The organism is Pseudomonas sp. NPDC099000, from assembly GCF_044759925.1.
Lineage (GTDB): Bacteria > Pseudomonadota > Gammaproteobacteria > Pseudomonadales > Pseudomonadaceae > Aquipseudomonas.
Map to the genome: position 1 here is coordinate 1 of NZ_JBIWAF010000021.1, position 23,510 is coordinate 23,510.

At 61.2% G+C, this 23,510-nt stretch carries 15 protein-coding genes and 1 pseudogene; 8 read left to right on the forward strand and 8 right to left on the reverse strand.

What is annotated here, in order from left to right:
* Positions 1-158: 158 nt before the first annotated feature.
* Positions 159-1,115 carry an alpha/beta hydrolase gene (locus ACIQV9_RS21245; RefSeq protein WP_403105414.1) on the forward strand — a complete coding sequence of 319 codons (957 nt, stop codon included), beginning with the start codon at positions 159-161 and terminating at the stop codon, positions 1,113-1,115.
* Positions 1,116-1,365: 250 nt separating this feature from the next.
* Here the strand turns inward: ACIQV9_RS21245 and ACIQV9_RS21250 are convergent, their stop codons facing one another.
* From ACIQV9_RS21250 to pvdM, 5 genes are all read right to left on the reverse strand, one after another.
* Entirely contained in the window at positions 1,366-3,831 is a 2,466-nt protein-coding gene (locus tag ACIQV9_RS21250) for a TonB-dependent siderophore receptor (protein ID WP_403105416.1), read from the reverse strand.
* 234 nt (positions 3,832-4,065) lie between these two features.
* Positions 4,066-5,715 carry a cyclic peptide export ABC transporter gene (locus tag ACIQV9_RS21255; RefSeq protein WP_403105430.1) on the reverse strand — a complete coding sequence of 550 codons (1,650 nt, stop codon included), beginning with the start codon at positions 5,713-5,715 and terminating at the stop codon, positions 4,066-4,068.
* A 231-nt stretch (positions 5,716-5,946) separates the two neighbouring features.
* The gene (locus tag ACIQV9_RS21260; protein ID WP_403105433.1) at positions 5,947-6,825 is read right to left on the reverse strand and encodes a formylglycine-generating enzyme family protein; all 879 of its coding nucleotides are present in this window, start codon (positions 6,823-6,825) and stop codon (positions 5,947-5,949) included.
* Between the two features lie 127 nt (positions 6,826-6,952).
* Positions 6,953-8,233 carry an aminotransferase class V-fold PLP-dependent enzyme gene (locus ACIQV9_RS21265; protein WP_403105436.1) on the reverse strand — a complete coding sequence of 427 codons (1,281 nt, stop codon included), beginning with the start codon at positions 8,231-8,233 and terminating at the stop codon, positions 6,953-6,955.
* Positions 8,234-8,263: 30 nt separating this feature from the next.
* Positions 8,264-9,613, reverse strand: a complete 1,350-nt coding sequence (gene pvdM / locus ACIQV9_RS21270) for a pyoverdine-tailoring dipeptidase-like protein PvdM (protein WP_403105439.1) — start codon at positions 9,611-9,613, stop codon at positions 8,264-8,266.
* Positions 9,614-9,902: 289 nt separating this feature from the next.
* Between pvdM and ACIQV9_RS21275 the strand changes: the two genes are divergently transcribed.
* The gene (locus ACIQV9_RS21275; RefSeq protein ID WP_403105442.1) at positions 9,903-11,531 is read left to right on the forward strand and encodes a PvdJ/PvdD/PvdP-like protein; all 1,629 of its coding nucleotides are present in this window, start codon (positions 9,903-9,905) and stop codon (positions 11,529-11,531) included.
* A 117-nt stretch (positions 11,532-11,648) separates the two neighbouring features.
* On the opposite strand, the gene ACIQV9_RS21280 is transcribed toward ACIQV9_RS21275, so the two are convergent.
* Genes ACIQV9_RS21280 through ACIQV9_RS21290 form a run of 3 tightly spaced genes read right to left on the reverse strand, consistent with a single transcriptional unit; the run spans position 11,649 to position 16,197 of the window.
* Positions 11,649-13,043, reverse strand: a complete 1,395-nt coding sequence (locus ACIQV9_RS21280) for an efflux transporter outer membrane subunit (RefSeq protein ID WP_403105445.1) — start codon at positions 13,041-13,043, stop codon at positions 11,649-11,651.
* A gap of 7 nt (positions 13,044-13,050) precedes the next feature.
* Positions 13,051-15,024 (reverse strand): MacB family efflux pump subunit, encoded by a 1,974-nt coding sequence (locus tag ACIQV9_RS21285; protein WP_403105448.1) that lies wholly within the window; start codon positions 15,022-15,024, stop codon positions 13,051-13,053.
* Entirely contained in the window at positions 15,025-16,197 is a 1,173-nt protein-coding gene (locus tag ACIQV9_RS21290; RefSeq protein ID WP_403105451.1) for an efflux RND transporter periplasmic adaptor subunit, read from the reverse strand.
* A 322-nt stretch (positions 16,198-16,519) separates the two neighbouring features.
* Between ACIQV9_RS21290 and ACIQV9_RS21295 the strand changes: the two genes are divergently transcribed.
* From ACIQV9_RS21295 to ACIQV9_RS21320, 6 genes and pseudogenes are all read left to right on the forward strand, one after another.
* Positions 16,520-17,002 carry a sigma-70 family RNA polymerase sigma factor gene (locus tag ACIQV9_RS21295; protein WP_403105454.1) on the forward strand — a complete coding sequence of 161 codons (483 nt, stop codon included), beginning with the start codon at positions 16,520-16,522 and terminating at the stop codon, positions 17,000-17,002.
* Positions 17,003-17,124: 122 nt separating this feature from the next.
* Complete coding sequence (locus tag ACIQV9_RS21300; protein ID WP_403105457.1) at positions 17,125-18,462, forward strand: lysine N(6)-hydroxylase/L-ornithine N(5)-oxygenase family protein; 1,338 nt, start codon at positions 17,125-17,127, stop codon at positions 18,460-18,462.
* Between the two features lie 274 nt (positions 18,463-18,736).
* A pseudogene (locus tag ACIQV9_RS21305) lies at positions 18,737-18,907 on the forward strand (hypothetical protein); the annotation flags it as partial.
* Positions 18,908-19,112: 205 nt separating this feature from the next.
* A complete protein-coding gene (locus ACIQV9_RS21310; RefSeq protein ID WP_403105460.1) occupies positions 19,113-19,523 on the forward strand; it encodes a response regulator in 411 nt (136 codons plus the stop codon).
* 142 nt (positions 19,524-19,665) lie between these two features.
* Entirely contained in the window at positions 19,666-20,286 is a 621-nt protein-coding gene (locus ACIQV9_RS21315) for a response regulator (RefSeq protein ID WP_403105463.1), read from the forward strand.
* Positions 20,287-20,322: 36 nt separating this feature from the next.
* Positions 20,323-23,508 carry a transporter substrate-binding domain-containing protein gene (locus ACIQV9_RS21320; protein WP_403105677.1) on the forward strand — a complete coding sequence of 1,062 codons (3,186 nt, stop codon included), beginning with the start codon at positions 20,323-20,325 and terminating at the stop codon, positions 23,506-23,508.
* The last annotated feature ends 2 nt before the right edge of the window (positions 23,509-23,510 follow it).

Here is a 23,510-nt window from a genome sequence, read left to right on the forward strand (position 1 = left end):
TGTTTCCCATTGTGATCTCTACTATTTTTTTTTTTGGGGGGGGGGGGGGCCGCCCCCCCCCCCCCCCCCCCCCCCCCCCCCCGCCCCCCCCCCCCTCGCTCCTACAGATCACGGCTCTTCTCGCATTTTTTTACTTGTTTATTTAAAGGATTCGTCCCATGGCCGTGTTGCCAGAACTTGAAGCATTTCTCGAACTCGCCGAGTTCGGCCGGATGACCGGCAAAAGTCGCGCGATGCATGAGCAGTCGCCCCAACAGGCGCGGATCGATTTTGAAGCTTCCTCCGGGTTTCTCGACGTGCCGCTGGACAACGTGGCCTGCGAGAACTTCACCATCGCCGCGCGGGACGGCCACAACCTGTCGGCGCGGCTGTATCGCGATGGGCAGGCGGCCGATGGCTTGCAGCCGGTGATGTTGTATTTCCATGGCGGCGGCTATGTGGTCGGCAGCCTGGACTCCCATGATGCGCTGTGCCGGCGACTGGCCTCGCAAGGCGGGTTTGCGTTGTTGACCGTGGATTATCGACTGGCGCCGGAATGGCGTTTCCCGACGCCGGTGCAGGACGCCTGCGATGCCGGCAACTGGCTGGTGCGTGAAGGCGCAGCGCGGGGGCTGGACGCGAAACGGGTGGCGCTGGTCGGTGACAGCGTGGGCGCGACATTGGCCACGGTGTTGTCGATCATGGCGGTGCGTGAACCTGAGGAACTGGCGTTGAAACCCAAGGCGCAGGTGTTGCTTTACCCGGTGACGGATGCGACGACTAAACGAGCCTCTCACCGGGATTTCGCCGAGGGCTACTTGCTGGAGACGCCGACGCTGGACTGGTTCTACGCGCATTACGGGCGCACGCCGGATGACCTGGCGGATTGGCGTTGCTCGCCGTTGCTGGCGGCGGATCTGTCAGGCGTGGCGCCGGCGCTGGTGTACCTGGCCGGGCATGATCCGCTGCGTGACGAAGGGGGGGCGTATGCCGATCTGTTGCGCGCGGCGGGCAATGAGGTGACGTTGCTGGAGCAGCCGGGGATGACCCATGACTTTATGCGCATGGCAGGGTTGTTGGGGGAAGTGGAAGGGATTCACTCGGAAGTGGCGGGGTGGGTGCGTTCGCGGGTTTGAGTTGAAATGAAAAAAACCGCCATGCCTGGGTCAGGGGTGGCGGTTTTTTTGTGTCCGGCTCAGGGCATTTTGTTGTCTCGGCAATCGCCATCGCGGGCAAGCCCGCTCCCACAGGGATTTTGTGAACACTGAAGATCCAATGTGGGAGTGAGCCTGCTCGCGATGACGGCCTGACATTCAACACAAATCTGCCCCCCCAAAAAAATGCCCGCATCTCACGACACGGGCATTTTTCATTTCAGCTCACGATTCAGAATTCATACTTCGCGGTGACCTGCACGTTACGCGGCTCGCCGTAGAACGTGGTATCGAAGTTGCCCAGGCCCGTCAGGTAGTTCTTGTCGAAGACGTTGTTGGCATTGACGGTGAAGCTCAGGTGGTCGTCGAACTGGTAACGGGTCATCAGGTCCACGAGGGTGTAGCCACCTTGCTTGATCTGGGTGTAGTCGCCCGCGCTGGCGCTGTAGATCTTGCCGTAGAACGCGCTCTGCCAGCTCACGCCGCCACCGACGGTGAACTTGTTCATCACGCCAGGCAGACGGTAGGTAGTGAAGGTACGAACGACGTGTTCAGGACGGGTGGTGGACAGCGGGTAGCCGAAGATCCGTTGCTCGTCCTGGTCACGGGTCCGGGCGTAGGTGTAGCCGGCGGACAGGTTCCAGCCCTCGGCCAGTTCACCGGCCAGTTCCAGTTCCACACCTTTGGTGGTCGCGCCGTCGATGGCTTTGTAGATGCCTTCGTTGGTGACCGGGTTGGTGCCGATCGATTCAGCGACGTTGTCCTGCTCGATGCGGAAGAAGGCCAGGCTGGCGTTCAGCTTGCCTTCGAAGTAGGCCGCTTTCAGACCGGTCTCGTAAGCGTTGCCTTCAACCGGCTGCAGAGTCGAACCGTTGGCGTCCTTGTAGATTTGCGGCTGGTAGATATTGGTGTAGCTGGCGTAAGCGGAGTACGTGTCGTTGAGGTCGTAAACCACACCGGCGTAAGGGGTGACGACGCCATGTTCCTTGTAGCTGGCGTGGGTATCGGTCTGGCCGGCGCCCGGGTTGTAGTTGTAGTCTTCGTTGTACTTGAAGGTGCTCAGGCGGGTGCCGAGGATGAACGACAGGTCGTCGGTCGGACGCAGGCGCGTGGCCAGGTAAACGCCGTTCTGGCTTTGGGTGCGTTCGTATTTGCCGTTTTTCGGGAACTCCTGTTTCGGCAATTCGCCGTTCCAGTCATAGATGCTGCCTGGCACTTGGGAGAACGCACTGGTGTCGTAGGTCGAGCCAGTCTGGCGCGAGTGGGACGCCATGACACCGGCGACCAGTTCGTGCTCGCGACCGCCCAGGCTGAACGGGCCGGAGACGTTCACATCAGCGGTGTTCTGCACGCGATGGCCTTCCCAGCGACCCCAGTAAAGGAACATGCCTTCACCGGTGGCACGGTCCGGGTTGCCGCCGCTGGCCGAGGCCAGTTGGGTGTCGTGATCGGTGGTTTTCTGGTCCAGGCTGACTTTGAGTTTCCAGTCATTGGCCAGCGCTTGTTCCAGCGATGCGAAGTAGGTGGTGCTGTCGAAGTCGCGACGGCTCCAGTCGGCAGCCGAATTGAAGTGGCGCGGGAACTCGGTACGGCCGCCATCGGCGAAGTACGTCGGGTTACCGGTCCACGACGAACCGCGCGGGGTCGCGCTGGACTTGTCGATGCCGAAGGTCAGCAGGGTGTCGTCGGTCAGGTCGGCTTCGAGGACGCCGTAAAACAGGTCTTTCTTCTGGCTGTAGTGATCCAGGTACGAATTGGCGTCCTGATACGTGGTCACGAAGCGACCGCGGACGTTGCCGGAATCGGTCAGCGAACCGGAAATGTCACCTTCAGCACGGTATTTGTCCCAGCGGCCGGCGGTGGCGCTGACCGAGGCCTTGAATTCCTTGGTCGGCTTCTTGCGGATCAGGTTGACCGTGGCGGACGGGTCGCCGGTGCCGGTCATCAGGCCGGTAGCGCCTTTGATGACTTCGATGTGGTCGAGGCTGGCCGAGTCGTCGCTGTTGTTCGGGTTTTCACCGTACACACCGTCGTAGATGGTGTTGACGCCATCGTACTGGAAGTTGGTGATGGCCTGGCCCCGGGCGGAAAATTCGGTACGGTCACTGTCGTACTTCTGCGACGTGATGCCGGGGGTGTTGCGCAAGGCGTCGCCGACGCTCTGTACACCACGGTCGTCCATTTGCTGGCGGGTCACCACGGTCACCGATTGCGGCGTTTCGCGAAGGGTCAGCGGTAGCTTGGTCGCGGTGGTGGTGGCGCCGGTGGTGTAGGAGCCGGTGTCTTCAGTGGTCAGGCCCAGGGCCTGGCCGGAAATCGTGGTCGCGCCCAGTTGTAGGCCCGAACCGCCGCCGGACACCAGCGTGACGCTGTTGCCATTGATCTGGAACGAAATGCCGGTGCCTTTAAGCAGGGCGCTCAGGGCCTCGGACGGCTCCAGCGAACCGGACACTGCACGGGACTTGATGCCCGCTACCTGATCAGGGTTGTAGAGGATCTGCAGGTTGGCTTGCATGCCCAGCTCGGTCAGCGCGTTGGAAAGCGGCTGCACGGCGATATTCACTTTTACAGGTGCAGCATTGGCCATCGAGCTCCCCAGCAAGGTGGCGGTCAGCAGTACGCTGGTGAACAGGGTGCGATGCAATGTCGGGCGCTGTACGGCCAGCGCGAGAGGTGTGCGGCGTGGTTGAGGTCGCATTACTTACCTGAGCTCCTGAAAAGTGTTGTGCAGAGTTTTTGTTAATAAGAATTATTATTAGACGCGGCACAAACCAAAAACCGGAAAGAAACCCGTCAAATAAATTTCAGAAAGAAGAAACGATGCGGCAGAGTGGCTTTTGTAGGAGCCAGCGGTGCGGCGATCCGACTTGCCGGCGAAGGCGCCCTCAAGATCGCCTTCGCCGGCAAGCCTGGCTCCTACAGGTACGATTTATCAGGCCGGCGCGAGCTCGGTGACGACCCGGCCGCTTTCCATGCGCACCAACTGGTCGGCCACGTCGAAATAGCGGTCATCGTGGGAGATCACGATGATGGTCTTGCCCAGGCGCTTGAGGTCCGGCAGCAGTTCGGTATAGAAAATCCGGCGGAAGGTCGGGTCCTGGTCGGCCGCCCATTCATCGAACACCAGCACCGGGCGCTCTTCGAGCCAGGCATTGACCAGCGCCAGGCGTTTGCGCTGGCCGGTGGAGAGGTCGGTGGTGGTGAAATTGCCGTCCTTGACGCTGACCTTGTGCGCGATTTCCAGGCGTTGCAGGTATTTGTTCGCGTCCTCGGGGATGTGCGTGTCGCCCTGGACCACGTCATCGAACAGGTAATAGTCAGCGAAGATCGTGGTGAACAACTGGCGGTAGTCATCACGGTTCTTCGCATCGATTGCCTCGCCGTTGACCCGGATCTCGCCCTGTTGCGGCGTGTACAAGCCCAGCAGCAATTTGATCAGCGTGGTCTTGCCGCAACCGTTCTCGCCGACAATAAACGTGATGTCGCCCTGCTTGATCGTCAGGTTGACCGGGCCCAGCTGGAAGGGTGCTGCGCCTTCGACAGCGGGGAAGGCGAAACGCACATCGACCAGTTTCAGTTCATGCACGGCTTGTTTGACGTTGCCCTGATCGCTGAGCAGCAAGTGCGGTTCGGGGGTGGAAAACTGCTCGGACAACTCGGCGATCCGGCGGAAGGCAATCTGCGCGCGGCTGACAATCGGCAACGTGCTGATCAAATGTTCCAGCGGGCCTTTCATGTACAACAGCACCAGCACGAAGCCGCTCATCACGGTCTTGTCGGCGCTTGGCCAGAAGGATTGCAGCGCCAGCACCAGGCCGATGACCACGAAGAACAGCATCGAGCCGAAGGTCTTGGCGATCACGAAGGTGTTGACCGAGCGCACCTGGGTCTTGCAGATGAAATCGGCTGTCGCCTTGATCCCCGAAACGAACATGCGCTGGCGGCGTGGACGATGAATGCGCAGTTCCTTGGCGCCGTCGGCAATCGCGTTGTAGTGCTTTTGCAGCTCGTCTTCAGCGTCACGGGCGGCCATGAAACCCTGCACGCCCTTGCTCTGGGCGTAGGCCTGGATCGCGGTGCCGATCAGGATCGCGGCGACCATGATCAGGAACATCGGCCACGACAGGATCGCCAGGTAACCCATGCAACCCAGGGTCACGGTGAGGGAAATCGCCAGCGGGGCGAAGGCGAAGGCGAAGTCGCTGATGGTGTCGACGTCGTGGGTCAGCACCGGAATCAAGCGGTGGCTGCGATAGCGTTCGATCTGTTCGATCGGTGCCGAGAGGACTTTTTCACCGAGCTGTTTACGCAACCTGGCAATGATGTGCTGGCCGACGTAGTTGGTGCCGATGTCCGAGCAGATCGAGCTCAGCAGCGCCAGCAGGCACAGGCCGGCAAACAACGCGACCACGCCCTGGGTCAGGCCGGTGTCCGAATGCAGGGCGTTGTTGATGGTCGCCAGCAGCACCGTGACGCTCAAGCCGCCGACCATGCCCAGGAAAATGGACGCGGAGACGATGAGTCGAAACGGTTTCAACAAGGCGAACAACTCGCCGATGGCGCCACGGGGAGGCTGGGTCATGGAAGACAGTTCCTTGGGTATAAAGGCAGATACCCAGTAGAACGTCTGATCGAGGGGTTAATTTACAAGGTTGCCGACTGGTGGTGCTTACTGTCACTACACAGATGATCGTTCCCACGCTCCGCGTGGGAATGCCGCCAGGGACGCTCCGCGTTCTGCTGGTGAATGTGACGCAGAGCGTCGCGGGATGCATTCCCACGCGGAGCGTGGGAACGATCAAAGGGGTGTGGCTTAGAGATCACGCACGATACGGAACCCTATCCAGTCGCCACGCTCTTGCTGGTACTGGCTGTTGCGGTTGCCGGAGCGGGAGAACACCGGCGCTTCACCCCAGTCGTTGCCACGAATGCGCACGGCTTCGCAGTTGGGCTCTACCCAGGCGCTGCCATCGGTGGGCGCGCCCACGTAGTTCGGATGCTCGCAGTCTTCGACCCATTCGTAGACGTTGCCGTGCATGTCGTACATGCCGAACGCGTTCGGTGCATAGCTGCCCACCGGCGAGCTGTAGCTGTAACCGTCCGCCGGGCCGTAGGTGTTGGCGTGTTGGCTGATGCTGTATTCCTTGCCTTCATCGAACGGGAAGGGGAACGGTCCTTGGGTGCCGCCGCGCGCGGCATATTCGCGTTGGGCTTCGCTGACCATGTGGTACTTCTGCCCGGTCTTTTTCGAGAGCCAGGCGACGTAGTTTTTTACGTCATCGAAGTTCATGCACACCGCCGGCTGACGTGGGCCTTGCGGGTAACGCGGTTTGCTGGCGGCGCACTCGCGACCCGGCCGGGTGTCGCCATTGGCGATGGTCACGCCACTCTCGCGCACGTAGCTGCCCCACTCACCGGCGGTGACCTGGAAGCGGCTCATGGCGAACGGCTTGGCGAAGGTCACCTCGTGCATCGGACTTTCGTCGGGTTCGCGACCGACCTCATCGTCCGGCGTGCCCATGGTGAAAGTGCCGGCGGGCAATACGACCATTTCAGGGCAGTCGCGGCAATCCTTGAACACTTTGCCGGGTTGCGGGGCGGTGGCCGCCTGGGCGGCGGTTGGCAGCAGGCCGGCGAGGAGGGCGGTCAGGGCGAGTGCCTTGAGGGGCACGGTTATTGGTTTGCTGTTCATGAGTTGTCTCAGTCAAAATAAAAAGCGTGGCGATAACGAAACCTGTAGGAGCCAGGCTTGCCGGCGAAGGCAATCTTGAGGTCGCCTTCGCGGGCAAGCCTCGCTCCTACACAGAATGCGTTTTGCGTCAGGCGATCTTGCTCAGCAAGGCCATGAAGCGCTCGATGTGGTTCTCGGTGTTGAGCAGGCCCGGGGCGATGCGGATCACCGGGCCGACGTCGCGGTCCACCGAGTCGCAGACCACGCGTTTTTCCATCAGCTGGACGGCGATTTTTTCGCAGTCGCGGTCCTTGATCCGGAAGAAGGTGAACCCGGCCGACAGGTCCGGGCTCTTTGGCGTGACCAATTCAATCTGCGGGTGTTCCAGCAACCGGTTTTTCGCATAGGTGTTAAGGGCGTGGATGCGCGCCTGTACCTCGGCTTTGCCCAGTTCCAGGTGCAGCTTGAACGCTTCGTCCAGGGCCCAGCGGTGTTCAAAGCTGTGGTAGCCGCCCGGGGTCATGATGGTCGAGAACGTGGTGGCTTCCGAGAAGGTCGGAATCGTCGGCGTGACATCCTTGAGCTCGGCGGAACGGGCGCAGATGATCCCGGTGCCGCGCGGCCCGAACATCCATTTGTGGGTGCCGGCGATGAAGAAGTCGCAGTGCATGTCGGGGAAATCGAGGTCTTCGACACCGAACCCGTGCACGCCATCGACCACATACAGGATGCGGTCCTTTTCCTCGCGATTGCGATTCTGCTCCTCCACCAGTTTGCCGATTTCACCGATCGGCAGTTTCACGCCGCTGCCGGACTGCACCCAGGTCATGCCCAGCACACGGGTTTCGGGGCGGATGCCTTTGGCGATCGAGCCCAGCACCTCATCCGCCGACACCTTGTGACTGTTCTCGAACAGCTTGAGTTTGCGCACCTTGACCCCGTCCTTTTGCTGGCGGTAACCCAAGGCGTAGTTGGTGGCGTAGTGTTCGTGCTCGCTGGTGAGGATTTCCTGATCCGGGCGCACATGGATGCCGCCGTAGATCAGCGACAGGCCTTCCGTGGTGCTGCCGGTCAGTGCGATCTGTTCGGGCTTGGCCTTGAGGTAACGGCCGGCCCAGACGCGAACCGCTTGCTCGCGTTTTTCGGTTTCGCCCAGGTCCCAGTCCATCGCCAGGCCCGGGTTGCGGTCGAGGTTGGCGCGGTGGCGTTCAATCGCCTCACGCACTGGCCGTGGGTGGGACGTTACCAGAAAGTTGGCGAAGTGCAGGTAGTCCGGATCCTGGTCGAACAGTTGGCGCAACTGCCCCCATTTGTCCTTGGATAGCGGCGTTGGAGTGGCAGCCAGCGCCGGCAGATTCACGGCAGAAGCCAGGGGTAGGCCAGCCGCGAGAATACCGGCCTGCTTTAGGAATGAACGACGGTTAGTCATGAGTTCGGTTCGCTTTTGCAAAAGAAGGCATCAGTTTTTCGCCACAGGTCTGGACGACTTCTGCACCTGGTCCCAGACCCGCAGGAAATTCCCGCCCCAGAGCTTGGCGATATCGGCCTCGCTGTAGCCGCGACTGAGCAGCTCGGCCGTCACGTTGCGAGCTTCGCTGACATCCTTCCAGCCATCCAGACCACCGCCGTCGTTGAAGTCGGAGCTGATGCCGACGTGGTCGATACCGATTTTCTTCACCGCATAGTCGATCGCGTCGCCGTAATCTTTCAGCGTGGCTTTCGGTTCTTCGTCGACGATGGCGTAGAGCTGGCTGGCGTACTCGCCGAAACGTTGTTCGGACCAGACGGTGATGATCGGGTCGCCCGGCATCAGCGCCATCTCCAGGCCTTGCAACGGTTGCAGGTCGAAGCGTGCGCGCAGGGCGTTGAGTTTGTCCTGAGTGGCCTGGCTCAGCGGGCGGATGTAGGTCGGGAAACCGACAATCTGCACCACGCCGCCGCTGTTTTTGATCAGCTGCATTTCCTGGTCGCTGAGGTTGCGCGGGATGTCCACCAGGGCGCGCGGTGCCGAGTGCGAGGCGACCATCGGAGTGCGGCTCAACTGAGCGACTTGCTCCAGGGCCTTGGTCGACATTTGCGAGACGTCGATGATCACGCCCAGATCGTTGAGGCGATGCACCGCTTGTTTGCCGATCTCCGACAAGCCACCGAGGGCGTCGCGCGAATCATTGAAGAACGGCAGGGGTCGGGACGAATCGGCCCAGGCGTTGTTGCCCACGTAACTGAAACCGAACATGCGCATGCCGCGAGCGGCCCACGTGTCCAGGGCATTCAGGTCGTTGCCCAGCGGGTAGGCGTTGAGCATGCTCATGAAGATCGCGAACTTGCCTTCGCCATGCAGGCGGCGGAAATCGTCCGGGGTGTAGGCGATGGCGACCTGGTTGGGGAAGTCGCGAACCAGGGTGCTGATGATTTTGTAGCGGGTTTCCTGTTCGAACCGGGCTTCGTCGACGAAACCGGCGGTCGGGCGATGCGGGGCGTTGGCGCCGTTCCAGATTTCCGGCCAGCCGAAAATCGTCAGGGCCGCGCCGGACAGGCGTCCGCGTCCGGTCTTGACCAGGTCGAATTGGCCGGTGCCGTCCTTGTCCGCTTCATTGCCGGCGGTGCCGAAATCCAGCGGCACGGTGACGTGGCTGTCGAAGGAGAGGATGCGCTCTTGCAGCTCATCGGCCTGTTTCATCACTTTGACCGGGTAACCGGGGTTGTCCTTGAACCCGTAATCCCAGGCTGCAAAGCCTGCCCCGGCACTGATCGCCAGGGCCAGCGGCAGGCCGATGTAGAGAGCCTTTTTCGAACGTGGTTTTGTCATTGCCATCTCAGTCAGGTTCGCCGCCCCGGTGCGGGCGCAGGGGCCTTTGCTATCTGGGAAGAACGAGTGGCTGGCCAAGAAATTTAGTTGGACGTGATTGTTCCTACGCTCCGCGTGGGAATGCAGCCCGGGACGCTCCGCGTCCCTTCCAAAGCCGAACGCGGAGCGTCCATTGAGGCATTCCCACGCAGAGCGAGGGAACGATCTTTCGGGGGCACCATAAATTTGTAAAGGCAACAAACGTTCTAGCTTGGATAAAGCCTGCTTCATGGCTGACACAGGTAGGGCAATGACGATTTCTCGACGATGGTTCATGGCAGGCCTGGCGCTGACCGGCGCCGCCGTGCCTGCGGCTTTTTATGGGCATCGCGAATGGACGAAACCGGATCCGACGATCACCCCCGGCGAAGCTTCATTCGATGTGGCGGATGTCGCCGGCCAGCATCTGGCGAACACCTTGCGCGGTGTCTGGCAGATTCGTTTCGAAGGGCGTGACGCCGGGATCGAAGGCCTGCCACGGGACGGGCTGGAAGTGTTTCTCGACGTCGGTCACAAAGGGCGCGGCTTGATTGGGTTCCTCGACACCGCCCAGCGTTTGCGCTCCAGCGATGAACCGCGCTACCGGGTGCTGGGCGATCTGGCAGAGGCCAAACCGGCCGAGTTGAGCTGGCGGCTGGTCAGTGCCAACGCTGCCAACGGCATGCCGGATTACGAATTCAGCATGTCGCTGGACGAGGTCTGGGCCGGTTTCGGCAATGCCGGCAGCGGCACCCTCAGTGGCCGCGTATTGAACCTCGATCGGCCGCTGATGATGACCGCGCAGGACAATCGCTTCATCGCGGTCAAGCGGGTGTTCCCCGAGGCCCGCGAGCGCGCCGGTCTCAATGCACCGCTGCTGGCGTGGCTGGTGTCCGCCGAACATCGACTGTTTCACCAGCTCTGGCATGCCTCGCGGGACAAATGGCACACCCTGTCCGAAGACAAGCGCAACGCCCTGCGAGGCATTGGCTGGCAGCCCGGCCCACGGGACAAGGAGCGTGATGCCCGTGGTGCGCGCAAGGATCGCAACGGCTCGGGCGTGGACTTTTTCTTCATGCACCGTCACATGCTGGGCACGGCGCGGTCGATGCAGGACTTGCCGTCGTGGCAGCATTTTCCATTGCCGCAGCCGGAGCTGGTGCGCGATCGCATCGGCTTCGCCAATTACTGCGACAACCACGACGGCACCGCGCTGCCGCCAACCTGGCAGGCTGACGACGATGCCGAATATTCGCAATGGGTCAGCGATATCAAGACGGCCGAGACGTATCACAGCAACTTCCAGGTCTGGGAGTCGCGCTACCGTGATCCGCGTTATCTGTCGAAACTCACCTTGGGTCAGTTCGGTTCAGAGGTCGAGCTGGGGCTGCATGACTGGCTGCACATGCGCTGGGCCTCGGTGCCGCGTGATCCGTCCAATGGCCAGCCGGTGCCCTTTGCCCGGGATCCGGCGGACTTTTCCGCGCGCTGGTATGCGCCGGAGAACGACTTTCTCGGCGACCCGTTTTCCTCTCATGTGAACCCGGTGTTCTGGCATTTCCACGGCTGGATCGATGATCGTCTGGAAGACTGGTTCCGCGCCCATGAGCGCTTTCATCCGAGGGAGGTCAGTCGGCTGGAGGTCAATGGTGTGGCGTGGTTTGCGCCGGGGCGTTGGGTCGAGGTGGCGGATCCGTGGCTGGGGCCGAGTACCCATGGTTGCAGCACGACGCCGGGGTTGCAGACCGGCAAGTCGGTTGAGATGGACCCGGAAACCATGAAACTGGCGTTGCGCATCACCTTTGGCGAGGACGAGAAAAAACTGGCGGACCTGTTCCGCAAAGTGCCGCAGCGGCCTTGGTATGCAAGGCATTTGAAGGCCAAGCCGATCGTCACATGATCGTTCCCACGCTCTGCGTGGGAATGCAGCCCGGGACGCTCTGCGTCCCATCAGGAGCCGAACGCGGAGCGTCCGTGGAGGCATTCCCACGCAGAGCGTGGGAACGATCAACTCAAATCACAAAACCTGCCACCCGCCACCCAACGCCTTGTACAGCGCAATACTCGCCTGCAACCGCGACAACCGCAGCTGCACATTCAAATCCTGCGCCGCGTACAACGTGCGCTGGGTCTCCAGCACCGTCAGCAAATCCTCGGCCCCGGCCTGATAACGGCTTTGCGCGATAGTGAATGCGGTCTGCGCCTGGTTCAGTTCTTCGCTTTGCCACTGACGCTGTGCATCCAGCCCGCGAATGCTGTTGAGGGCTTTTTCCACATCGGCGAAGCCGTTGATGATCGCCCCGCGATACGTCTCCAGCAGTTCTTCCTGGCGGGCAGTGGCTTTATCGCGCTCGGCACCCAAGCGACCATTGTTGAAGACCGGCGCAAGCAATCCGGCGGAGAGGTTGTAGAACGGACTGCGCAAAATGTCGGCGGCCCGATCTGCCCCCGACCCCAGTTCGGCGCTCAAGGTCACCTTCGGCAGCATCGCCGCGCGGGCGACGGTGACGTCGGCTTGCGCGGCGGCCAGTTGCGCTTCGGCACGGGCGATGTCCGGGCGGCGGGTTAGCAGTTCGCTGGGTGCGCCGGCCGCGATGGTCGGCCATGACAGCTGATCAAAGCGCTCCTGACCCAGCGCCAGTTCCTGAACCGGCCGGCCGAGCAGGGCGGCGAGGCCGATCAATGCGTCCTGCGCCTGTTGCTGTACCAGCGGCAATTGCCGTTGTTGCGCCGCTACCAAGCTCTTCTGCTGCGCCAGTTCCAACGCCGTTGCCGAGCCTGAGTCGAAACGGGTCTGCACCAGTTTCAACACGTTCTGCGCGTTCGCCAGGTTCAGCTCGGCGATGCGACTTTGCTCGCGCAGCGACAAGGCTTGCGCGTAGGTGTTGGCAACGCCGCTGAGCAGCGTCAATTCCACGGTTGCCTGATCGAACTCACTGGCCTGCAACGCGAATTGCGCGCTGTCACGGGAAGCCCGCTGACCGCCCCAGAAATCGATTTCGTAAGTGGCACTGAGGCTGGCGTTGAAGTAATCGACGGCCTTGTTGTCGCTGTCGGCGTCGAGCTGGCTGTAACCGTTGCCGCGCAGCAGTTTTTGCCGATTGGCGTTCATGGCAGCCTTGACTTCGGGTAGTTGCGAACCTCCGGCAACCACCGTTTCAGCCTGCGCCTGGCGTACTCGCGCAATGGCCGCGGCCAGGTCGTAACTGCCGACCCGCGCCTGTTCGATCAGTTGATCCAGCTGCGGGCTGCCGAACTGCGTCCACCATTGCAGGTTGCTGCGGGTGGCGCTTTGCGTGTGCGGCGATTGCCAGGAGGAGGGCGGCTGGATGCCGCTGTCCGGGCGCTGGGCGGGCGTGCCGCAGGCGCCGAGCAACAGGCAGAGGGTCAGTAAACTCAGTTGCGGCTTCATGGAGAGATCATTCACTGGTAAGGGCCGTGACCGGGTCGAGTCGGGCAGCTTTGCGGGCCGGCATGAAGCCGAAGACAACACCGGTGACCAGGGCGCAGCCGAAAGCGCCAAGCACCGCTATCAAAGAGAACGCGACAGCGACTTCGCTGAGGATCAGCACGCCGCCGACGATCAGCGCCAGGGCAATCCCGGCGAGGCCGCCCACCACCGAAAGCATCACCGCTTCGGTCAGAAACTGGCGAAGGATGTCGCGCTGACGGGCGCCGGTGGCCATGCGGATACCGATCTCGCGCGTGCGCTCGCGCACGGTCATCAGCATGATGTTCATGACCCCGATCCCGCCGACCAGCAGCGAAATCGCGGCAATCGAGCCCAGCATCAGCGAAAGGGTGTTTTGTGTGCGTGCTTCGGCCTGAATCATCGCGGCGTTGTTGGTCAGTTCGAAATCCTTCTTGCCGTTGTGCAGGCGCAGCATCAATTGCTCGATGGCGATTTCGGTCTCCTTGACCTTGCGCGCGTCGGCGGCGGCGATGGCCACGTACTCGGGATTGTGGGTGCCGAACAACCGCACGCTTGCGGCGGAATACGGGATGGCGATGCGGTCGTCGCTGTCGGAGTCGCCGGAGCTGGCGCCTTTTTCCGCGAGCACGCCGACCACCTGGAACGGCACGTTCTCGATCAGGATGTATTGGCCGATCGGGTTGGCCACGTCCTTGAGCAGCTTGGTCCGCACCTTGTGGCCGATCACCGCGACTGCCGCCGCGTTGCGTTCATCGTCTTGGGTGAAATAGCTGCCTTCTACCACCGGCCAGTTGAAAATCGCCGGAAAGTTGGTGTCGTTGCCGCCGACGTAACTCAAGTGGTCGAGGTTGCCGAAACGCACCCCGGCCTCCTGGCCGTTGACCGGCATGATGCGCGTCACTTGCGGCAGGCTTCCCACCGCCGCGACGTCATCCAGGGTGACGATACCCAGCGGCGTTCGTGGGTTTGGCGACGAGCCACTGAGGTAAATGATGTTCGAGCCAAAGGCGCCCATTTGCGCCATGACCTGGCGTTTGCTGCCTTCGCCGACGGCCAGCATCACCACCACCGACGCTACGCCGATGATGATGCCGAGCAACGTCAGCGCCGTGCGAAAGCGGTTGATCCACATCACCCGCCACGCCGCTTGCACCGCATCGATCAGCTCGCCTTTCCACGCCCCGGTCGCTTCGGCGCCTTCGGTCAGGCGCTTGCGCAGATCCACCGCTTGCAGCGCGCCGGGGTTGGCCGAGGTCTGTGCTTCAGGATTGTCGTGGGCGCTGTCGCTGATGATCAGCCCGTCGCGGATTTCGATGATGCGTTTGGCTCGAGCTGCGACTTCGCGGTCGTGGGTGATGAGGATCACCACGTGGCCCTGGCTCGCCAGTTCGTCGAGCAGGGTCATGACCTCGGCGCCGCTGTGGCTGTCGAGGGCGCCGGTGGGTTCGTCGGCGAGGATGATGTGGCCGCCGTTCATCAAGGCGCGGGCAATCGATACCCGTTGTTGTTGGCCGCCGGAAAGTTGATGCGGACGGTTGCCGGTGCGCGAAGCGAGGCCGAGGCGGTCGAGCAGGGCGGCGGCGCGGGCGTGGCGTTCGGCGGCCGGTAAGCCTGCATAGATGGCCGGCATCTCGACGTTTTCCTGGGCCGAGCCGGACGGGATCAGGTGATAACCCTGGAACACAAAGCCGAAGGCTTCGCGGCGCAGCCAGGCCAGCTCGTCGCTGTCGAGGGCGGCGACGTTTTGCCCGGCGAAACGGTATTCGCCCGAGGTCGGACGGTCGAGGCAACCGAGGATGTTCATCAGCGTCGATTTGCCGGAACCGGAGGCACCGACAATCGCCACGAACTCCCCGGCGTGGATCGACAGGTCGATGCCGCGCAACACGTGAACTTGCGGTGAGTCGCCGCCGCCGTAGGCTTTGCGGATGTCCTGCAGGTCGATCAGAGGCGTCTGCATTCAGCCGCCACTCCCGTCGGCCGGGCCGATCAGCAGGTGATCGCCTTCCTGCAAACCGTCGAGGATCTGCACCCGCAGACGATCGCTGATGCCGGTGCGCACATCGCGTTGCTGGAGGCTGCCGTTTTCAGCGACGACCTGGGCAATTTGCCTATTGGCTTCAGTGCCGGCCTGCAACGCCGCAACAGGTGCTGTCAGGGTGTTTTTCGCCTGATCGGAAACGAAGAACACCTGGGTGGTCATTTCCGCCATCAACGCGTTGTCGGCGTTATCGACGTCCAGCAACACCGTATACAGCACCACGCGCGCGCTGCCGCTTTTGCTCGAACTGGCCGGGCTGCCGCCGCCCTGGCTGGTCTGGTCCAGCGGCTTGGGCGGCACCGGCAGAATCTGCCGCACGGTGCTGCTCCAGCGCCGGTTGCCGCCGCTGAGGGTGGTGAACCAGGCGGTCATGCCGGGTTTGACGTGGCCGATGTCGGCTTCCGAAACTTCGGCCCACACCGTCATCGGTGACAAATTGGCGATGCGCAGAATCAACGGTGTTTGCTGCTGGGCATTGAGGGTCTGGCCGACCCGGGCGTCGAGGGCGACCACTGTCCCGGACATCGGCGCGTAAATCCGCGTGTAACCGAGTTCGGCCTGATCGCTGCGCAGGCTGGCCTGGGCCTGACGGATCTGCGCCTGGAACATGTCGATGCGCGCCTGGGTGGCGCGCAGTTCGGCCTGGGCGGTTTGCACGTCTTCTTCGCGGGTCGCGCCGCCGGCCTTGAGGTTCTGCTGGCGCTGGAACTTCTGCCGGGCCAGTTCGTGCTGGGCCCGTTGTTCCTGGAGCTGCGCCTTGAGGTTCTCGATGGAGAACCGTCCGGCGTCGAGCTTGGCCTGCTGGGTGGACGGATCGATCTCCACCAGCAGTTGGCCTTCCTTGACCACGTCGCCGACTTCCACGTGAATCTTCTGGATCTGCCCGGACGCCTGGGCACCAACGTCGACATAACGCCGGGGCTGCAGGGTGCCCAGCGCGGTGACGCTGCTTTCAATGTCGCCACGGCTGACTTGCACGGTGGCGAATTTATCCCGGCCAGGCGGGATCACTTGCCAGGCGGCGATGGCGATAACGGGGATCAGACAAAGTGCTACAAGCAGGGCGCGTCGGGTTTGTCGGGGACGTTTCATGCAGGGTTCCGGCCAATGGGTATCGGCCCGTCGTTCAACCTGCGCAGATAAACCGGCGACAGCCGAACGCTGTCGGGGAGCCGACAGACACGGGGAGCTGTCCTGTAAACGAGGAAAGTCTTGGGGAATTTAGGCGCGGACACATAGCGTTACAGGTGTAGCACATGACTATTTCTCGAGTAAGTCAAAGCAACACTTTAAATCTATATGAGAATTACTATAAATTACGCGCCTTGAACTGCCACCATCTTGCCACTGCCCATTTTTGGCAGTCGCCGAAGTGGCTCAAGGACAGAAACCGCACCCTGTGCGGCCGGGAGTCATGTTGGAAAACTACTATCGCGAGCTGGTGTGTTTCCTGAACGCCAAGCTAGGCAACCGTCAGGTGGCCGAAGATGTGGTGCATGACGCTTATCTGCGGGTGCTGGAGCGCTCCAGTGACACGCCGATCGAGCAGCCCCGGGCCTTCCTTTATCGCACCGCGCTGAACCTGGTGATCGACGATCATCGCCGCAACGCCTTGCGCCAGGTCGAATCGCTGGACGTGCTCGACAACGAAGAGCGTTACTTCACGCCATCCCCGCACAACTGCCTCGATCATGGCCAGCGCCTGGAGATGCTCCAGCGTGCCCTGGCGGAGTTGCCGCGGCTGTGTCGCGAAAGTTTTCTGCTGCGCAAGATCGATGGCCTGTCGCACCCGGAAATTGCCGAGCACCTGGGCATCTCGCGCGCGCTGGTGGAGAAGCACATCGTCAATGCCATGAAGCATTGCCGCGTGCGGATGCGCCAGTGGGACGCCCATTGATCCCTTCTCTCTAAATTTTTTTTCATTGTCCTCGTTCCTACTCAACAGACGACCTGCTGTCCTGCATCAGGTCACTTAGGCTTATTCCCCTTGTTGAGGGGTTCATCCAGAGGACACTGGAAATGACACAGGCAATTGCATCGCCCATCGTTCACGACCTGATCGGCGTCGGTTTCGGCCCTTCGAACCTGGCGCTGGCCATCGCTCTGCAAGAGCGCGGGCCGAGCCAGGGCGAGCTGGATGTTCTGTTTCTCGACAAGCAGCCCAACTACAGCTGGCACGGCAATACCCTGTCGACCCAGAGCGAGCTGCAGATTTCCTTCCTCAAGGATCTGGTGACCCTGCGCAACCCGACCAGCCCGTATTCGTTCGTCAACTACCTCAAGCATCACGGCCGTCTGGTGGACTTCATCAACCTCGGCACCTTCTACCCGTGCCGCATGGAGTACAACGACTACCTGCGCTGGGTCGCCGGCCAGTTTGAAGCCCAGAGCCGTTACGGCGAAGAAGTGCTGACCATCGAGCCGGTGCTGCACAACCAGCAGGTCGAAGCGCTGCGGGTGATCTCTCGCGACGCCACGGGTCATCAACAGGTACGCACCACCCGTTCGGTGGTGGTCAGTACCGGCGGTACGCCGCGCATTCCCGAAGCGTTCAAGGCGCTGAAGGATGACGGTCGCGTGTTCCACCACTCGCAGTACCTGGCGCAGATGGCCAAGCAGCCGTGCGTGAACAATCAACCGATGAGCATCGCGATCATCGGCGGCGGGCAAAGCGCGGCGGAAGCCTTCATCGATTTGAACGACAGCTTCCCATCGGTGCAGGTCGACATGATCCTGCGTGGCTCGGCGCTGAAGCCGGCGGATGACAGCCCGTTCGTCAACGAAGTGTTCTCGCCGGAGTTCACCGACCTGGTGTTCCAGCAGGCGAGCAGCGAGCGTGAGCGCCTGGTCAACGAGTACCACAACACCAACTATTCGGTGGTGGACATCGACCTGATCGAACGCATCTACGGCACCTTCTATCGCCAGAAGGTCTCGGGTATCGCGCGTCACACCTTCCGTACCCTGACCACCATCGAAAAAGCCACCGCCACCGAACGCGGCATCGAACTTGCGGTGCGCAACAACGCCACCGGTGAAGTCACGGTTCGTCTGTACGACGCCGTGGTATTGGCCACCGGCTACGAGCGCCAGATGCACCGCAAACTGCTGGCCCCGCTGGAGCAATACCTGGGTGATTTCGAGGTGGATCGCAACTACAAGCTGATCACCGACGAGCGCTGCAAGGCCGGCATCTATATGCAGGGCTTCTGCCAGGCGAGCCACGGTTTGAGCGACACGCTGTTGTCGATCCTGCCAATTCGCGCGGATGAGATTGCAGGTTCCTTGTATGACCATGGCAAGCACCGTGGGCATAGCCATTCGGTGGTGGATTTGTTGTTGGCCACTGCCAGCTGAAATGTGTGGCGGCTGTGAGGCCGTCATCGCGGGCAAGCCCGCTTCCACAGTTAATCTCTGTTGTACACAAAGTCTGTGTTCAGTGAGATCCCTGTGGGAGCGGGCTTGCCCGCGATGGGGTCCTAAAAGACACCAAAAATGTTGAAAGCTGAACCCTTCCTGAAGAACCCCGCAATTCCCCCGCCACCCACCGTTCCTTCGTTTACTCTCCAGAAATCGGGGCGTAAGCCTCGCGCGTTTTCATCAATAGCGGAGAGCCTCAGTGGGGAGGTGCGATCTGATCGTGCTCTCGGCCGGTAACATGATCCCTGCTGATTGCCGGGTGCTCAGCGCCAAGGACCTCTTCGTCAGCCATGCGGCGATCACGGGCGAATCGATGCCGGTGGAAAAATTCCCGCACCAGCAGGACAGCGGCACCGGCAATCCGCTGGACCTCGACAACATCCGATGCTCATCACCTCGACCCTGGCCGGTGATTCTGCGGGCGTACATGGGGCTGACGCAGGCGGTAAAGGGTTTCTACATTCGGCGGTTCGGTTGGCAGTAATGGCCGGAAGATGCGGTTTTTTAGGAAAAGTCCTACAGAAACCCTTGCGCGTCTCCCGTAGCCTCCGCGCATCCCAGAATCTGCCATTTCCAGAGAGGCTCCGATGCCGAACAAAGCCTTGCGCATCCTGATCGCCGACGAGCAACACTTTCACCGGATGCTGATCGAGCGGTTGTTCAATCAGCTCGATTATTACCGCGTGGCGCCGGTGCAGGACCTTGCTTCAATGCTGACTCTTGTCGAGTACGGTTGCGAGCCGTTCGACCTGGTGGTCGTCAATGCCGCGCTGGCGGCAGGCAAGCTGGATTTACTCGGCTACTTCCTCAATAACCGGCAGGTTCGCCACGCACTGATTTTCGACGGCCAACGGGCGCAGTTGCCGCTGATCCCGGGCAGCGGACAACAGAGGATTGAGGTGAGCCATGCGGCGCTGCCTGATCTGGAGTGTATCCAGATGTTGATGACGATCATTGATCCATCGTCGCAGGAGCGTTATCAGCGGTACGCCGGGTGATTGTGGCTTACCGTTCGTCGGGACTGTCATTTCTGACAGGTAGATTCTGCCTTGCTCCCATGCAAGAGTCTTGGCGCAGCCGTTGCGTCTGCCCCGGCGTTATCCGACGGGCATTCGTCGAGTCTTTGCACAGGGAGTTGCCATGAAGTCAGCGATGATTGTGGATGATCATCCGGTGGTTCGTGCCGCAGTCAAGCTTGTACTTGAGCGGGATGGTTTCAAGCAGATTTATGAGGCGGCCAGCGTGGGTGAAGCGTTGGCGATACTCCGTGAGCATCGGGTCGATCTGCTGATCCTGGATCTGGTGATGCCCAAAGGCAACGGGCTGGACCTGCTGGAGCGAATCAAGTCCTGCGACTGGAAATGCGTGGTGCTGGTTTTCACCTCGCTCGATCCGCTGTTTTTCCAAGAGCGTTGCATGCGCGGCGGCGCGTTGGCGTATGTCTCAAAAACCAACAGCCTGGATCAATTACACAAGGCTGTGCACGCGTTGATGGCGGGCTACACCTATTTCTCGCAGTTGCTTTCCAGGCCGATGAACCCGCTGCAACACAGCGAAAAAAAGTTGATCGATACACTGTCCAACCGCGAGTTGACCATCTTGCAATACCTTGCCCGAGGCTTCCCCAACAAAGCGATCGCCGATGCCATGAACCTGAGCCACAAAACCGTCAGCACCTACAAGACGCGCTTGATCATAAAACTGGGGGTTGTGGCGGCGGTGCATCTGCGGGACTTCGCCATACGCAATCACCTGATCTGAGTGCGCCAGAGCGTGCGGTGCATTCTGCTGATCCTGATGATGTGCCTGGTGCTGCCAGCCTCGGCCAGGATCGCCGGCGAGCCTGAGCGCTTGCAGCTGCTGGGGCGTTCCACGGTGGAGGGCTACGAGGTCCTTCTGGATGAACAGGATCGCCAATGGCTGAGCAAAAAGCGCGTCTTGCGCCTCGGCGTAAGCGGGCCGGATTACCCGCCGTTCGAGGTGACGCGCAATCACGACGAGCTGGAAGGCATCACCGCCGATTACGCCATGCTCGTTGCGCAACTGCTGGACGTGCAGATCGAGGTGTTGCGGTACGTCACGCGTGAAGCGGCCATGGAAGCCCTTAAATACGGCGAGCTGGACCTGCTCGGGACTTCAAACAACTTCGAACTGGCCGACCCCGAGCTGATCCTGTCCAGTGCTTATGCTGAAGATCAGCCGATGCTGGTTACCCGACTGGACGAACACATGCCCGTGGATCTGGCGGGTAAGCGCATCGCCATGGCCGATGATTACCTGCCGGCGCAGACCGTTGAATCGTTCTATCCCGAGGCCAGCCTGCAGCGTTATCCCTCGACGCTCGATGCGCTCGGGGCGGTGGCGTATGGGCAGGTTGACGTATCCCTCGTAGACATCTTCAGTGCCAATTACCTGATCAACAATAACTACCTCAATGACGTTCAACTGATGGGGCCGTCGGGCCTCGACGCTAACCCGTTCGGCTTCGCGCTGGCTCGGGACAACCTGGCGCTGAAGGACCTCATCGACAAGGCGGTGGCGGCGATCCCCATGGATCAGCGCTCGGTCATCGAGCAGCGCTGGAGCGCCGGCAGGGCCAAGGTGGCGGGACAGCAGCGCGTGAGTCTGAGTGAGAGTGAACAGCGCTGGTTGGATCAGCATCCGACCGTCAATGTGGGGGCTGTGGAGGGTTTTGCGCCCTTGACGTTCTACGATCACGGGGGGCGATTCAGTGGGTTGACGGCGCAATTGCTGAAGCTGATCAGTCAGCGCAGCGGTTTGAACTTCAACGTGGTGCGAGGGCAGACCCTGGATCAGCTGATCGAGCGACTCAAGGCCGGCGAGATCGACATCTTGCCCGCCATCATCCCCACGACCGAAGGCGTCGGTGAGCTGCACTTTACCCGGTCCTATGTGACCAATCCGTACATGCTAGTCCGTAATACAACTTCCGGTAGCCCGGAGACGCTGGACGATCTGGCTGGCAAACGACTGGCGATTTATCCCCGTCACCCGATGCGCGCGTTTATTCAGGAACAGGCACCCGATGTGCAGATGGTGGACGTACAAAACCCGTCTCAAGGACTGGAATTGGTGGCGAAGGGACAGGCCGATGCCGCGCTCAGCTCATTGTTCATCACCCGTTACCTGATAGCCCGGTATTACCAGGGCCGTTTACGGATCAGCAGCACCGTGGGCGATGAACCGGCGCGCATCACCATGGCAACCACCCGCGATGAACCGGAGTTGCACTCGATTTTGAACAAGGCGTTGCTGAGTATTTCGCCCGAAGAGATGGATGCGTTGGTCGCCCGCTGGAGCAATGATGCGGTGGTCGAGGACAGTTATTGGCTGCGTCATCGCCAAGGTATTTTGCAGGCATTTGCCGCGGCCGGGGCGTTGTTGTTGCTGGCGCTGGGCTGGATTGCCTGGCAGCGTCGGCAGATTCGCCAGCGCCAGCAGTGGGTGCAGCAATTGCAGGAGGCCAAGGACGCGGCGGACGATGCCAACCGTGCCAAGACCACGTTTCTGGCGACCATGAGCCATGAAATCCGCACACCAATGAATGCCCTGATCGGGTTTCTGGAAATGGCCTGGAAGCGGGCAGAAGAGGGCGTGGCAGACCGTACGGCCCTTGAAGTCGCGTCAGCGGCCGCGCAACAGTTACTGGCGTTGATCGGCGATATCCTCGACATCGCCCGCATCGAGTCCGGGCATTTATCCCTGACGCCTGAACGCGCGAATCTGCGGGCACTGGTGGAGTCGGTCTGCCGGGTTTTCGAAGGGTTGGCACGGCAGAAAAACCTGGGATGGCGTGTCGAGCTGGACCCGCGCAGCGATCGTGACGTGCTGATCGACCCCACGCGCTTCAAGCAGGTGCTGTCCAACCTGTTGAGCAATGCGATCAAATTCACCCGTGAAGGCGAGGTGAGTTTGACGTTGAGTGTGGTGCCCGGATTGTCGGGGCATCTGGCGGTCAATGTGCGCATTGAAGACACCGGCATTGGCATCAGCGCAGCTGACCAGAAGCGGTTGTTCAGTCCGTTCGTTCAGGGCGGCAACAGCCAGCAATCCGCCCGCAAGGGGTCCGGGCTGGGGTTGGTGATCAGTCGCACGTTGTGCGAAATGATGGGCGGACGGCTGGTGCTGCACAGCGTCCTCGGCCAGGGCTCGCAAGTCGACATCAGTCTTTCGCTGATGGTGTTGGAAGCGTTGCCACCTTGTGAATCAGTGGACGGAGGATCGCCGTTACCCACCCGGCCACTGACTATTCTGGTGGTTGACGATTACCCGCCCAATCGCCTGTTGCTCTCGAGTCAATTGAGCTATCTGGGGCATCGCGTGATGGAGGCCGAGGATGGCGAGCAAGGGCTGGAGCTGTGGCGTGGCCACGAGTTCGATGTGGTCATCACTGACTGCAACATGCCGAACCGCAGCGGTTATGAATTGACCGGTGCGATACGCGATGAAGAGCGCACGCAAGGCCTGCCGCCGACGCTGATCCTGGGTTTTACCGCCAATGCGCAGCGCGAGGAAAAGGTCCGGTGCCTTGAAGCGGGCATGGATGACTGCCTGTTCAAACCCATTCGGCTGGCGGATCTGAGTGGGTGGTTGGCCGACAGGTTTGTAGAGACGACGCGCGAACAACCTTCGTCGTCGCCGATCGACTTGAGCGAGCTGGAGCAATACGTCGGTGAAGACCGGACGTTGATCAATCAATTGCTGCGTGAACTGGCCGTGACCAATCGGGATGACCGTGAACATCTGCTTGAAGCACATGCCGGCAACAATCTCCCTGATCTGCGAAACCTGGCGCACCGCATCAAGGGCGGTGCGCGCATGGTCCGGGCCCAACGGCTGATCGAGTGTTGCGAGGCGCTGGAGCGCGCGTGCGGCGAAGGGCGCGCGACATTGATCGACGAGGCCGTCGATCGATTGCAGCACGCCATGCTAAGTCTCGATAAGAGCCTTGAGTCGGGCTGACG